The 13,386-nt window shown below is 70.9% G+C and carries 11 protein-coding genes, 1 pseudogene and 1 riboswitch; of the genes and pseudogenes, 1 reads left to right on the forward strand and 11 read right to left on the reverse strand.

What is annotated here, in order from left to right; all coding sequences use genetic code 11:
• Positions 1–43: 43 nt before the first annotated feature.
• The 7 genes from WJ438_RS05275 to WJ438_RS05305 form a co-directional block, all read right to left on the reverse strand.
• Positions 44–661 carry a GTP-binding protein gene (locus tag WJ438_RS05275; RefSeq protein ID WP_406724176.1) on the reverse strand — a complete coding sequence of 206 codons (618 nt, stop codon included), beginning with the start codon at positions 659–661 and terminating at the stop codon, positions 44–46.
• A complete protein-coding gene (locus WJ438_RS05280) occupies positions 639–1,010 on the reverse strand; it encodes a DUF742 domain-containing protein (protein ID WP_406724177.1) in 372 nt (123 codons plus the stop codon). Before WJ438_RS05280 ends, WJ438_RS05275 begins: the two co-directional genes overlap by 23 nt.
• A 2-nt stretch (positions 1,011–1,012) precedes the next feature.
• Entirely contained in the window at positions 1,013–1,447 is a 435-nt protein-coding gene (locus WJ438_RS05285; RefSeq protein ID WP_406724178.1) for a roadblock/LC7 domain-containing protein, read from the reverse strand.
• A 62-nt stretch (positions 1,448–1,509) separates the two neighbouring features.
• The gene (locus WJ438_RS05290; protein WP_406724179.1) at positions 1,510–3,660 is read right to left on the reverse strand and encodes an ATP-binding protein; all 2,151 of its coding nucleotides are present in this window, start codon (positions 3,658–3,660) and stop codon (positions 1,510–1,512) included.
• Between the two features lie 623 nt (positions 3,661–4,283).
• Entirely contained in the window at positions 4,284–5,519 is a 1,236-nt protein-coding gene (locus WJ438_RS05295) for an MBL fold metallo-hydrolase (RefSeq protein ID WP_406724180.1), read from the reverse strand.
• A 191-nt stretch (positions 5,520–5,710) separates the two neighbouring features.
• Positions 5,711–6,496: an SGNH/GDSL hydrolase family protein gene (locus tag WJ438_RS05300; protein WP_406729597.1), complete on the reverse strand. Its 786-nt coding sequence runs from the start codon at positions 6,494–6,496 to the stop codon at positions 5,711–5,713.
• Positions 6,497–6,728: 232 nt separating this feature from the next.
• Positions 6,729–7,715: a peptidoglycan DD-metalloendopeptidase family protein gene (locus tag WJ438_RS05305; protein ID WP_406724181.1), complete on the reverse strand. Its 987-nt coding sequence runs from the start codon at positions 7,713–7,715 to the stop codon at positions 6,729–6,731.
• Between the two features lie 3 nt (positions 7,716–7,718).
• Positions 7,719–7,883, reverse strand: a riboswitch (cyclic di-AMP (ydaO/yuaA leader).
• 468 nt (positions 7,884–8,351) lie between these two features.
• On the opposite strand from WJ438_RS05305, the gene WJ438_RS05310 reads away from it, so the two are divergent.
• Positions 8,352–9,149, forward strand: a complete 798-nt coding sequence (locus WJ438_RS05310; RefSeq protein WP_406724182.1) for a tyrosine-protein phosphatase — start codon at positions 8,352–8,354, stop codon at positions 9,147–9,149.
• A 50-nt stretch (positions 9,150–9,199) separates the two neighbouring features.
• Here the strand turns inward: WJ438_RS05310 and WJ438_RS05315 are convergent, their stop codons facing one another.
• From WJ438_RS05315 to dxs, 4 genes and pseudogenes are all read right to left on the reverse strand, one after another.
• On the reverse strand, positions 9,200–9,322 hold the full coding sequence (locus WJ438_RS05315) for a DUF6126 family protein (protein ID WP_055595265.1): 123 nt from the start codon (positions 9,320–9,322) through the stop codon (positions 9,200–9,202).
• Positions 9,319–9,942 carry a helix-turn-helix domain-containing protein gene (locus WJ438_RS05320; RefSeq protein WP_406724183.1) on the reverse strand — a complete coding sequence of 208 codons (624 nt, stop codon included), beginning with the start codon at positions 9,940–9,942 and terminating at the stop codon, positions 9,319–9,321. The genes WJ438_RS05315 and WJ438_RS05320 overlap by 4 nt, the downstream gene beginning before the upstream one ends.
• A 109-nt stretch (positions 9,943–10,051) precedes the next feature.
• Positions 10,052–11,466, reverse strand: a pseudogene (locus tag WJ438_RS05325) (aspartate aminotransferase family protein).
• Entirely contained in the window at positions 11,463–13,376 is a 1,914-nt protein-coding gene (gene dxs, locus WJ438_RS05330) for a 1-deoxy-D-xylulose-5-phosphate synthase (RefSeq protein WP_406724184.1), read from the reverse strand. Before dxs ends, WJ438_RS05325 begins: the two are co-directional and overlap by 4 nt.
• Positions 13,377–13,386: the final 10 nt, after the last annotated feature.

Genomic DNA, 13,386 nt, shown 5'->3' on the forward strand with positions numbered 1-13,386 from the left:
GTGGGCAAAACGCATAGACGGGCTCCGTGGTGATGTGCGGGGATCACATGTGGGCGCCATATCCCGTTACGGGGGTTGGGGCAGGGGCGATGAGGTGGCGTACCAGGGTCAGCAGGGTCTGGACGCCCGAGTGGGACATCCGGGCGTCGCAGCACACGACGGGGATCTCGTCGGTCAGGTCCAGGGCGGCGCGCACCTCCTGGGGGTCGTAGCGGAAGGCGCCGTCGAACTCGTTGACGGCGATGACGAAGCCGAGGCCGCGCTGCTCGAAGAAGTCGACGGCGGCGAAGCACTCCTCCAGGCGCCGGGTGTCGGCGAGGACGACCGCGCCGAGGGCGCCCTCGCAGAGTTCGTCCCACATGAACCAGAACCGCTCCTGACCCGGTGTGCCGAACAGGTACAGCACATGCTCCGGGTCCAGGGTGATGCGACCGAAGTCCATCGCCACGGTCGTCTCGGCCTTGTTCTCGATCCCGTCGAGCCGGTCGGTGGCGGCACTGACCGTGGTGAGCAGTTCCTCCGTGCTGAGCGGCGCGATCTCGCTGACCGCGCCGACGAAGGTGGTCTTGCCCACGCCGAACCCGCCCGCCACGAGGATCTTGAGCGCGGTGGGGAACGGGTCGGCCCCGGCGCCGCGGTCAGAGCCGTCGTCGTAGTCCATCGAGCACTGCCTCCAGAAGGGCCCGGTCCGTCGGGTTGTGGTCGAACACGGGGGGCTTGGTGGTGAGCCCCCCGCAGTCGACGAGGTCCGCCAGCAGCACCTTGGTGACGGCCACCGGCAGCTTGAGATGGGCGGCGACCTCGGCGACCGGGAGGGGCGCGCGGCACAGGTCGAGCGCCTGCGCGTGCTCGGGGCCGAGGTAGCCGAAAGGGGTGGCCCCGGTGGCCATCACCTGCGACATCAGGTCGAGTTCGACGGTGGGGCGGGTACGGCCGTCGCTGACGGTGAAGGGGCGCACCAGCCGCCCGGCCGCGTCGTCCAGCCAGGGGCCGTCGCCGACCGCCGCCACGTTCAAGGCCTCATCACCGGGGGTGCGACGGCGTGCTGCCGGGGAGCGGTCATCAGATACGGCCGGACGCTCTTGACCAGCATCGCCATCTCGTAGCCGAGCACCGCCGCGTCGGCCTCTCGGCCGGCCAGCACCGCGAGGCAGGTGCCGGAACCGGCGGTGGAGACGAACAACAGGGTCGAGTCGAGTTCGACGACGACCTGGCGGACGTCGCCGCCGTCGCCGAAGCGGATACCGGCGCTGCGACCGAGCGAGTAGAGGCCGGAGGCCAGGGCGGCCATGTGGTCGGCGCTGTCCGCGTCGAGGCCGTGCACGGACTTCACCAGCCCGTCGCAGGAGAGCAGCACGGCACTTGACGTGTGCGGTACCCGTTGCACGAGGCCGCTCATCAGCCAGTCGAGATCGGATACGTGGGCGGTCGGCGCATCGCTCGCCATGGTGGATCGACTCCTTGGGGTACGAAGGTCTGCGGGAGCGCTGGGAGTGGGTGCGGGCATACTCATCCGGCGGGTGCGCTCCCGTCGTCCCGGGCGGTGTGGTCGGTGCGGGACGCGGGCACTCCGTCGTGGGCACCGCCCGTTTCCCGGGGCACCGCGGGCATGTGGCGTGCCTCGATGGTGTGGGACTCCATCGTGTGGGACTCCATGGTGTGGGGTTCCACGGCACGGGTCTGGGTGGTGTGGAGCGGATCAATGAGGTGGGCGTCCATCGGCCGTGGGGGCAGCATGGATACGGACGCCGCGGGGTCGCCCACCATGCGCTCGCCGGCATTGTCGTCGCCCCCCGTGTCCGCGCGCCCCATGTCGTCGCGCCCCATGTGGCCGACTTCCATGGGCTGTTGGGTTTCGGCGAGGCTGACGCCCCGTTGGAAGACCGCCATCAGGTTGGGGTCGTGACCGGCGACGTGTTCGGTCTCCTGACGCGGCGTGGGACCGTCGCGAAGTTGGGGCGCGAGGTGCTCCTGGGCGCGGCGACGGGGCAGTTGGGGTTTGCCCATGGTGCCGCGCACCGTGCCGTCGCGCGGGGTGCGGGGAGCGGTTCCGGTCCCCGCCCCGTTCTCCGTCAGGATCCGCCGGTCGTCGGGGTTGACGCCGGGCATCGCCTCGGCCGGGTTGGGCCGTACCGGACGGGCACCGCGCAGCGGCAGGGGTGGCGCCACACCGTCGGGGGGCGACGGGGCCGGCACGGTGGCGTGGTCGCGGCGGTGCGACCGTGGTCCCGCGGCACGCGGCACCGGGGTGCGGGGCGCCCCGTGCCCCTGCAGCGGTCCGGGGCCGGCGCCCGCCTGCGGATCGGGCAGCGGGCCGGTGCCGTACCCGGCGGGTCCGGGCAGCGGGACATCCGCGGGCACGGGGTGCGCGGGCGTCGGCCCGTCGCCGTACTCCGCGCCCGGCACCGCCCCGATCTCTCGCGGCTGTCCCGTGACCTGCCCCGCGACCCACGGCTCCGCCCCCATCAGTGACTGCGGCACGACGAGCACGGCCTGCACTCCGCCGTAGATGTTGCTCTGCAGCCGGACATGGATGCCGTGCCGCTTCGCGAGTTGCGAGACCACGAACAGACCGATGCGCCCGTCGGCCAGCAGGCTGGCCACATTGACCTGGTCCGGGTCGGTGAGCAGGGCGTTCATCCGGTCCTGCTCGCCCACGGGCATGCCGAGCCCGCGGTCCTCGACCTCGACGGCGAGCCCGGAGGTGACGAGGTTGGCGCGGAGCAGGACCTGGGTGTGCGGGGCGGAGTACAACGTGGCGTTCTCGACGAGTTCGGCCAGCAGGTGGATGACGTCGGCGACGGCGTGCCCGCGCAGGGTGCCGTCGATCGGCGGTACGAGTTTGACCCGCGAGTACTGCTCGACCTCGGCGATGGCCGAGCGCAGCACCTCGGTCATGGGGACGGGGTTGCTCCACTGCCGCCGGGAGACGGCCCCGCCGAGCACGGCGAGGTTCTCGGCGTGGCGGCGGATGCGGGTGGCGAGATGGTCGACGTGGAAGAGGCCCTTGAGCAGGTCGGGGTCCTCGATCTCGTTCTCCATCTCGTCGAGGAGGGAGATCTCGCGGTGCACCAGGGACTGCAGGCGCCGGGCCAGGTTGACGAACACCTCGAGCTTCTGTTCGCTGCCCGCCTGGCTGGAGAGCTGGGACGCCTGCACGACGGCGGTGACGGCGCCGTCGTGTGCCCGGGACAGGTCGGCGGCGAGCAGGTCGAAGTCGTCGGCGTCCTCCGGCGTCCTGTCGTGCTGCCTCCGTGGTGGCGGGCCCTCTCCCCGGCGCAGGGCGTCCACCAGGCCCCCCAGGTCGGCCTCGCGCCGGGCCGTGCTCCGGCGCAGGCTCTCCACCCTCTCCTGCACGGAGCGGGCCGCGCGGTCGGCGGCCACGGCGGCGATGACGATGCCGGCCAGGGCCACCGACACCGCGCCGCCGAGCACGGCCCACAGTGCGGCGTCGGGTCGTACTCCGGTGGAGCGGACCGTGAAGAGCACGGCCGCGCAGGCGCTGAGGGCGACCGCGACGGGCGGCAGCACGGCGAGCCGCAGCAGCTGGGGCCGTATCTGTGTCTCGGGGAACGCGGGGGCGGGCCGGGAGGGCGGGCGTCCGTGCCGTCCGCCCTCCCGCCGGTCCGTGCGGGAGGCCGGAGCGCGGGAGTCGGGCATCGGTGTCCTCGAACTGGTACTGGTCCGTCGGTTCCGGGTGCCGGGCACGCCCGAGACGTTGGCCGGGCCCGGTCGGCGGGACCCCTCGCCCCGTCGGCTCCCTCGTCCGCCTTCTGCCTGCACGTACCGGTCCCCGCTCCCTGATCCGATCTGATGGGCACGCCCCCGGGACGCGATGTGCCTGGCGACGACTGGTGTCGTCGCGGTGTCGCCGTACCGGTCGGGAGCGCACCGAAAGGCCGAGGGCGTCGGCCATGCGTCGCCCGATCGGCACTCACCGTAGTCACCACCGCATCACGCGCGGTGGGCAGTTGACAAACTTGCCCGGACAGCGTCCCGCTCTGGTATGAGGCGTCGTACGACAGACCGATAAACCCGTCAGCGAGCCACCCAGAAACCGTCACGGCTCGATCCAACCTGGTCAGAAGTGGTCACGGGAAAAACGCTGAGGGCCGGGGAGCTCACGGCTCCCCGGCCCTCGTCCTTCCGTCGTCCACTCACCCGGACCGCCACAACGGCCGCGGTCGCTCCGTCGAAGCGGTCCCCGAGAACCCTTCGTACCTGAGGGATGTCCGCAAGATTTTTACTCTCCGTAGCAGCGTGGGCCACGGCTTCGGGCGGCGTCAGTCCTCTCCCACCAGGTCCAGGTCCCCGTGGGAGGAGGCGGAGGAATCCGTGACGGGGTCGGGTAGCGGCCACTTGTGGTCCGGGACGTGTCCCACGTCCCGCCACCAGGTCTCCGTCGGCAGCTCTCCCGCGGGTTCGAACGGCAGGCCCGGGACGGGGAAGGCGGCGGGCTGACCGACCGCGTCGGCGGCCGCCCTCGTCCACTCGCCGGGCTCCGCCCAGGGGTGCGGCGCCAGGTTGAAGGTGCCCCAGTGGATCGGCAGGAAGACACCGTCCGGGCGGCCTCTTTGCAGGTCCAGATGGGCCTGGATGCCCTCGGCCGGGTTCATGTGGATCTCGGGCCAGGAGCCCGGTCCCGGGAGCGGGTCCGGCCTGCCCTTGGGCCAGAAGTCCGAGTACGCGCCGATCTGGATCATCGTCGCGTCGAACGGGCCGTGGTCGGCGCCGATGTCCTTGAAACCGTCGAAGTAGCCGGTGTCACCGCTGTGGTACACACGGTGCTCCGCACCCGCGACGACCCAGGAGGCCCATAGGGTGTGCTGGGTGTTGCGCAGCCCCCGGCCGCAGAAATGGCGGGCCGGGGTGGCCGTGAGGGTGAGCCCCCCGATCCGCGCCGCCTCGTGCCAGTCCAGTTCGCGCAGCCGGTCGGCGGACACGCCCCAGTGCTCCAGATGAGCGCCCACTCCGAGCGGCACGGCGAACAGCGTGTCCGTGCCGGCCAGCGCCTTGATGGTGGGCAGGTCCAGATGGTCGTAGTGGTCGTGCGAGATCACCACGACGTCGACCGGGCCGAGCGCGGCCAGCGGCAGGGGCACCGGGTGCAGCCGTCGGGGCCCGGCGAAGGGGAAAGGGGAGCAGCGCTCTCCCCACACGGGGTCGAACAGGACCCGCTGACCGTCGATCTCCGCGAGCACGCTGGAGTGGCCCATCCAGGTGAGGCGCAGCCCGGTGGCCGGCGGGCGGGCCAGGTCGGCGAGGGTGGTGGAGTGCACCGGTACGGTGCCGTGCGGCGCACGGTTGTACCGGGTGTCCTTGTCGAAGTAGGTCTTCGCCAGGTCTCGGGACGAGCCCGCGGGCCGGGACCGGGTGGGGCCCCCGGGGTTCTGGAACACCCCGTCCCGGTAGTGCGGGGATCTGCGGATGCGCGCCATGCGCTCACCACTCGGGTCCGCGCCGAAGGCCGCGGGTCGCAGCGCACGGAGCCCGGAGCTCTGGGAACGGAAACCGGCCACGATGCCTCCCAGCGGAGTCGGTCAGAAACCCCATTATGTGCGGACTGCCCGGTACCGCGGTGTCGGACGGGACGGAACCGGCCGCACGGGGCGATGGCCCCCGAGGGCTCCGGTTCGCGGGTGCGGGAGTCCGTGCCCGCACCCGCCCCCGCATCCGCTCCCGTGCCCGCCGCGGCCGTTCCCGCCCGGCGTTACGCCACCGAGGCGATCCGCACCTTGATGTCGTCCGGGGACAGCGTCCCCTTCGCCGTCACGTGGTCCCCCGACGACTCCCCGCGCAACCGGCGCCCTATCCACGGCACCAGGTACTCGCGCGCCCAGTGGACGTCGTCCCGCCGGACGTCGAGGTTGCCGCGCGGCGGCAGCGGGGGCCAGGGCTGCTCCGGGTCGGCCGGGACCTCCAGGCCGAGAGTCCGGCCCGCGCGGAGCGCCACGCGCGTGTGCCCCTCGGGCGACAGGTGGAGCCGGTCGGCGTCCCAGGCCCTGCGGTCCTGGACGCTCCTCAGGGACCACAGGTCGAGCACCGGGCAGCCGTACCGGTCGGCGACGGCCCGCACGTGTCCGTTGTAGGTGGCGATCTTGCCGCGCAGATGCTTGAGCAGCGGCACTCCACGGGTGTCGAACCCGGTCGTCACCAGGACCGTGCCGCAGACCGCCGTGAGCGCGGCGACGGCCCGCTCGAAGCGCTCGGCCACCTCGTCCGGATCGGTGCCGGGGCGGAGGATGTCGTTGCCACCCGCACAGAACGAGACCAGTGCGGGAGCCAGTTCGACGGCCTGCGGAACCTGGTCGGCCATGATCTGGTCGAGCAGTTTTCCGCGCACCGCGAGATTCGTGTACTGGAAGTCGCCTTCGGGACGGCGGTCGGCGAGAAGTACGGCGAACCGGTCGGCCCAGCCGACGAACGCCCCGTCCGGGCCGGGGTCGCCGACGCCCTCGGTGAAGCTGTCCCCCACCGCCACGTACGACCCGATCACTGAATTGCTGTCACTCTTCGAATCGTCTGCCACGAAGGGACATGATTCACCTTCGAATGTGACCTACGCGACCGTAGGAAGGGATTGACGTACGGTGAGATAAGCCACTCCCGAAGCAGTGCCTCATTCCGGAATAGTCGGCAAAGACGTTGAGGGGCGAAACACGCCGAAGGCCGGACCCGGGGATCGGGGTCCGGCCTTCGGCGGTGTGTCAGGCAGGCTGTCGCGGGGGTCAGCCGAGGGAGACGCCCTTCGAACCGAGGTAGGCGACCGGGTCCACGTCCGAGCCGTAGTTCGGCGTGGTGCGGATCTCGAAGTGCAGGTGCGGGCCGGTCGAGTTGCCGGTGGACCCCGAGAGGCCGACCTGCTGGCCGCCGCTCACGGTCTGGCCGGCCGAGACGGACAGCGAGGACAGGTGGGCGTACTGGGCGTAGTGGCCGTCGTTGAGCTTGATGACGACCTGGTTGCCGTACGCACCGGCCCAGCCCGCGGAGACGACGGTGCCCGGGCCGACGGCTTTCAGGGAAGTGCCGGTCGGAATGGCGAAGTCGACACCGGTGTGGTAGCCGCTGGACCACATGCTGCCGGCCACCTTGTAGGCGGTGCCGAGGCCGCTGCCGGGCACCGGCGAGCTGTAACCGGAGGTGTTCGCGACCTGCTTCGCGGTCGTGGCGCCGGAGGAGGCCTTCGGAGCGGACTGCTTCGAGGCCACCGAAGCGGCCTTCGGCGCGGACTTCTCGGCGGGCTGCCCGGCCGACGACTTCGACGCGGAGGACGGGGCGGACGGAGCAGTGGAACCGGAAGGGCTGGACTTCTTCGGCGCGCTCGTCGCGGCCTTGCCGTCGACCGAGAGCTTCAGGCCGGGGTGGATGAGTGACGGGTCGTCACCCACGGCCTCACGGTTGTCGGCGTAGAGCTGCTTCCAGCCGCCGTCGACGTTCTCGGACTCGGCGATCTTCGCCAGGTAGTCGCCGCCCTTGACTATGTACGTGCGGGTGTCGCCGTTCTTGCCGCTGTCGGCCTTCTTTCCGTCAGCCTTCTTGTCGGTGACGGAGAACGACTGGACGGCCTTTTCCGGGGCCGCCTGCGGAGTGGCGGCGTTCGCGCCGGTGGCGCCGAGAAGCGGCAGGGCGAGCGCGGCGCCACCGGCGCCGGCGACGGCGATGGAACGGGTGAGGCGCGAAGCGCTGGGAAGGCGGTGCTTACCCTTTGCGGGCATGACGAATTTCCTCTCCGGCGCCTACGAGGTGAGCTGTCGGGTTCGGACTGGAGATGCCCGGCCGCGTCGAAACGCGGCTTAACCCCAAGCCTGTTCCGGAGACCGGAACAGGCAGTCGTACCTGTGGGTCCCCCGCTCCTGCCGTACACGGGTCAGTGTGTGCGGGCTCCGGGCGGCGGCAGGATTAGGCGTCCGTCCGGATCGATGGCGAACGTAGGCGACCACGACGCAAAGGGACAAGCGAGAGGTTCCGAGCGAAGGCGCTTTTCCGTGATCCATTTACCTGAACACCGTCACCCAGAGTCGTCCCGGATTTCCCGCGCCCCCCGAATTCCCCTGCGAAACGCCGGAATTACGTGAGCATGATGACAACACATCGTCACCGATATGACGATGCTCACCACGCCTTCCCCATTTCCCCTCACATCTGGGCATGTTCTGGCGAAATCCGCTAAACGGACAGAATGCCCTTAATTGGGGGATCGCGGGCGTCCCGCTCCGGCCGGACGGTGGGTTCGGAAGGTCCGCGCCGGCCGATCCACGGACAACTCATTGCCCCTGACAGGCATGTCGTATCGTCGGGTGACACCCGCCGGCGCCGCCGCGCCGGCGGCGGCGAGTGGGAGAGGGGCCCCCGTGACGCAACACATCCCGTCGACCGAACCCGAGCTGACCGGAGTGCGGAACTTCCGCGATGTGGGCGGACTGCCGACCGTGGACGGCCGCCGGGTGCGGCACGGAGTGTTGTTCCGCAGCGGTCATCTCGCCCACGCCACCGCGTCGGACGCCGCCTTCCTGTCCTCCCTGGGACTGCACACCGTCTTCGACTTCCGCAACACGGCCGACCAGAAGCTGGACGGGCAGGACATCGAACTGCCGGGTGTGCGCAATGTGAACCTGCCGCTGAGCGACCCGGCCGGCGGCGCCCGGTTCTGGAAGATGGTCCGCGACGGCGACCTGGACCAGCTGCGCTCGCTCCTCGCCGACGGCAAGGGGGCGGACCGGATGATCGCCTCGTACCGCATGACCGTCAGGGAACGCACCGCCGAGCACTCCCAGGTGCTGCGCTCACTCACCGAGGACGGCGTCCCCGCGCTGATGCACTGCGCGGCGGGTAAGGACCGCGCGGGCGTGTCGGTGGCGGTGACGCTGCTCGCCCTGGGCGTGGAACGGGACGCGATCTTCGACGACTACCTCAAGTCCAACGCCAAGCACCGCCGCTACAAGGTGCGCCGCAGCGGCAGCCCCGCCTCGGCCTACTCCCCCGAGGTCATGGAGCTGCTCGACCCCCTGTTCGACGCCCGCGCCGAATACCTGTCGGCCGCCCTGGAGACCATCGAGGAGACCTGGGGCGGCGTGGACCCCTATCTCGAGACGGCTCTCGGGCTCACCCCCGAGAGCCGGGAGCGACTGCGCGAGCGTCTGCTCGACTGAGGCACTGCTCGACCGGGCAGTGCCTCACTGGGGCACTGCCCGGCTGAGGGCTACTGCTTCGCGCCCAGCTCGAACAGCAGGTAGATGAAGCCCGCGAAGAGGTGCCCCACCACGACGTAGACGAACAGCCTCACCCACAGGGCGCGAGGGAACTTCTCCTCCAGGTCTTTCATGACACATCTCCATGGGTGGGGCCCAGGCACAGGGTGGCCGTGGGGCTCTGCAACAGGGTATGGACGAAGAGCAGCTCGACCCCGTCGGGGTCCTGAGCGGCGATACGGTGCGGGGTCAGCGAGTCGAAGTGCGCGCTGTCGCCCGGGGCCAGCCGGTGCAGCGCGTCCCCGAGTCGCAGCAGCAGCCGCCCCTTGAGGACGTACAGCCATTCCTCACCGGGGTGGACCCGCACGATGCCGCCCTGGGAGCCGTGGGGCACCTCGACCCGCAGGGCCTGCATCCCGCGCCCGGGGGAGCCGGCCTGCCGGTACGTCCAGCCGCCCGCGACGGTCGGTTCCACGTCGGCGGCGCGCAGCACCGTGTCATGGTCGGCGGTCGTCTCGCCGAGCAGTTCCGAGACGGTCGTACCGTAGATCCGGGCCAGGGAGAGCAGCATGGGCAGCGAGGGCTGACGCTGCCCGGTCTCCAGCCGGGAGAGATGGGCGGGCGACAGCCCCGCGTCGCGGGCCGCGGCCTCCAGGGTCAGGCCTGCCCGGCGGCGCAGCGCGCGCAGGTGCGGCGCGACCGCGGGAAGCGCGGCGGCCGGTTCGGCCGCCTGCTCGGCCTCGGGGGTGCTCATGACCCTATTCAGCAGCATTATTGCCCGCGGGGCAAATTTCTTGCCTCATGGGCAAAACGGGCCGGGTGTCACGGCCCGGCAGGCATCACGGCCGGACGGGACCAGTGTCTCACCGGTTGGCGACCGCCTGTTTCACCAGGGTCCTGCCGAACTCCCACACCAGACCGCCGTCATGGGCGTCGTCCATCACCGCCGTGAAGGCGTCCACGAACCGGTCCACGTCCCGCTCGTCGATGATCAACGGCGGGATCAGTTTGATCACCTCCATGTGGTCGCCGGAGACCTGGGTGAGGATCCTGTGCCGCCGCAGCAGCGGGACCACCACCATCTGCGCGAAGAGTCCCTTGCGTGCGGCCTGCAGCGCGGCCCAGCGGCCGCGCAGCCTGAGCGACCGCGGCCGGCCGAACTCGATGCCGATCATCAGGCCCCGGCCGCGGACGTCGGCCAGCAGCTCGTACTTCTCGGTCAGTGCCGCGAGCCGGGACCGCAGCAGCTCACCGGTGGCCCGGACGTGCGCGACGATGTGCTCGTTCTCCATGACCGACAGGACCGCGAGACCCGCGGCCATCGCCTGGGCGTTTGCCCCAAACTGGCCGAGTGGACCAGCAACCGGTCCATCGACGAGTAGACCTTGCGGAAGATCCAGTCCTTGCCGAGCGTGGCCCCCACCGGCACATAACCGCCGGAGAGCGCCTTGGCCACGCACACCAGGTCCGGCTCGACCCCCTCCTCGTGCTGGTAGGCGTAGAAGTCGCCGGTCCGCCCCAGGCCGGTCTGCACCTCGTCGGCGATCAGCAGCGCCTTGTGCCGGTGCAGCAACTCCTGCGCGGCGCGCAGATAGCCGGGCGGGGCCTCGTGCACGCCCTTGCCCTGGATCGGCTCGACGATCAGCGCGGCGACGTCCCCCTTCCGCAGCTCCCGCTCCAGCGCGTCGAGATCACCGAGCGGTACGGCCGTGTCGGGCAGCAGCGGGGCGAAGCCGTCGCGGAAGCCGGACTCGCCGTTGACGGACAGGGAGCCGGTGGTCAGTCCGTGAAAGGCGTGCGCGCAGTACAGGACACGCGGTCTGCCCGTCACGTAGCGGGCGAACTTCAGCGCGCCCTCGACCGCCTCCGTTCCGCTGTTGCCGAAGAACACCCGGTCCAGATGGGGGCTGTGCGCGAGCAGTTGCTCGGCCAGCAGACCGGGCAGCGGCTGGCAGTCGAAACGGGTGAGGTCGGCGAGCGAGGCATCGAGGACGTCGTGCAGTGCCTTGCGGACCACGGGGTGGTGGCGCCCCAGGCCCATCACCCCGAATCCGGCGAGCATGTCCAGGTGGTCATTGCCGTCCGCGTCCCAGAAATGGGCGCCCTCGGCTCGTTCGTAGACCTTGTCGAAGCCGATGGTGTGCAGCATGCGCGGGAGCTGGTGGTTGAGGTACCGGGTGTGCAGCTCGTAGCGCTCGGCTCCGCGCTCGGCCAGCAGCGCGCCGAGGTCGAACTCCCCGGCCCGCGACGGCTCCGGCGCGGACTCCGCGATGGTCATAGCGGTGGCTCCTGTCGGTCCTGCGGCTGTTTCGACAACTCGTCCCTGACGGTCGGACTCGCGCTGATCCGGCCGGCGATCTCGACGGGCGTCAGGCCGATGTCGGCCAGCACCTCGCCGCGTTTGGCGTGCGCGAGGAACTGCTCCGGGATACCGAACCGCCGTACCGGTACGTCGACATCGGCATCACCCAGCGCCAGTGCCACGGCCGAGCCCGCACCCGCCGCGCGGCTGTTGTCCTCGACGACGGCCACGAGCCGGTGCGCGGCGGCCAGCCCGACCAGCGCCGGGTCGACGGGCTTGACCCAACGGGGGTCGACCACGGTGCAGCGGACGCCACGGGCTTCGAGCAGCTCGGCGGCCTGGAGGCAGACGGACGCCATCACGCCGACCGCCACCAGCAGTACCTCGGGATCGCCGGCGCGATGCAGCACGTCCATGCCGCCGACCCGGTCGAGCGCCGGGACCGCCGGGCCCACGGGCTCCTTGGGGAACCGCAGCAGCGTCGGCGCGTCGTCGACGGCGACCGCCTCCCGCAACTGGGCGCGCAGCTGGTCCGCGTCGCGTGGTGCGGCGATGCGCAGGCCGGGGACGACCTGGAGCACCGAGAGGTCCCACATGCCGTTGTGCGAGGGCCCGTCGGCCCCGGTGACCCCGGCCCGGTCCAGGACGAAGGTGACCCCGCAGCGGTGCAGTGCCACGTCCATCAGCAGTTGGTCGAAGGCGCGGTTGAGGAAGGTGGCGTAGACGGCGACGACGGGGTGCGTACCACCGGTCGCCAGCCCGGCCGCGGAGACGGCGGCGTGCTGCTCGGCGATGCCGACGTCCCAGACCCGGTCCGGGAACCGCTCGGCGAAGGCGCCCAGGCCGACCGGACGCAGCATGGCGGCGGTGATCGCCACCACGTCCTCGCGTTCCTCCCCGATGCGGACGATCTCCTCGCCGAAGACCGAGGTCCAGGACGGTGCGCCGGCCGGTGCGAGCGGCGCGCAGGTGAGGGGATCCATCACGCCGACGGCGTGGAAGTGGTCCTCCTCGTGGGCGACGGCGGGTTCGTAGCCGCGGCCCTTCTCGGTGAGGCAGTGGACCAGGACGGGCCCGTGGAAGCGTTTGGCGCGGCGCAGGGCGGACTCCACGGCCTTGACGTCGTGCCCGTCGATGGGGCCGACGTACTTCAGGCCCAGGTCCTCGAAGAGGCCCTGGGGGGCGAAGGCGTCCTTGAAGCCCTTCTTCGCGCCGTGTAGCGCCTCGTAGACGGTGTCGCCGATCACGGGGGTGTGCTGGAGTACGTGTTTGCCCCAGGCCAGCACCCGTTCGTAGCCGTCGGTGGTGCGCAGGGTCGCCAGGTGGTTCGCGAGGCCGCCGATGGTCGGGGCGTAGGAACGTTCGTTGTCGTTGACGACGATGATCAGCGGGCGGTCCTTGGCGGCGGCGATGTTGTTCAGCGCCTCCCAGGCCATGCCACCGGTCAGGGCGCCGTCGCCGATCACGGCGACGACGTGGCCCTTCTCCCCCTGCACCCGGCGGGCCTTGGCCAGTCCGTCGGCCCAGCCGAGGGCCGTGGAGGCGTGGCTGTTCTCGATGACGTCGTGCTCGGACTCCTCGCGCGAGGGATAGCCGGACAGGCCTCCTTTGCCGCGCAGCTTGGAGAAGTCCTGACGCCCCGTCAGGATCTTGTGGACATAGCTCTGATGACCCGTGTCCCACAGGATGCGGTCGACGGGTGACTCGAAGACCCGGTGCAGGGCGACGGTGAGTTCCACCACGCCCAGGTTGGGCCCGAGATGGCCTCCGGTCCTGGCGACCGCGTGCACCAGGAACTTCCTGATCTCTTCGGACAGTTCACCGAGTTCCGCCTCGGACAGCGCCTTCAGGTCACGTGGTTGCCGGATGCTCTCCAGAATCGTCATGCTCGGGCCC

The sequence above is a fragment of the Streptomyces sp. GD-15H genome, assembly GCF_045291515.1.
Lineage (GTDB): Bacteria > Actinomycetota > Actinomycetes > Streptomycetales > Streptomycetaceae > Streptomyces.

Excerpts from the sequence above, each read along its gene's own strand:
- WJ438_RS05275 (WP_406724176.1), bottom strand. The coding sequence starts at position 661 with ATGGACTACGACGACGGCTCTGACCGCGGCGCCGGGGCCGACCCGTTC.
- WJ438_RS05285 (WP_406724178.1), bottom strand. The coding sequence starts at position 1,447 with ATGGCGAGCGATGCGCCGACCGCCCACGTATCCGATCTCGACTGGCTG.
- WJ438_RS05290 (WP_406724179.1), bottom strand. The coding sequence starts at position 3,660 with ATGCCCGACTCCCGCGCTCCGGCCTCCCGCACGGACCGGCGGGAGGGC.
- WJ438_RS05305 (WP_406724181.1), bottom strand. The coding sequence starts at position 7,715 with ATGCCCGCAAAGGGTAAGCACCGCCTTCCCAGCGCTTCGCGCCTCACC.
- WJ438_RS05315 (WP_055595265.1), bottom strand. The coding sequence starts at position 9,322 with ATGAAAGACCTGGAGGAGAAGTTCCCTCGCGCCCTGTGGGTGAGGCTG.
- WJ438_RS05320 (WP_406724183.1), bottom strand. The coding sequence starts at position 9,942 with ATGAGCACCCCCGAGGCCGAGCAGGCGGCCGAACCGGCCGCCGCGCTT.
- dxs (WP_406724184.1), bottom strand. The coding sequence starts at position 13,376 with ATGACGATTCTGGAGAGCATCCGGCAACCACGTGACCTGAAGGCGCTG.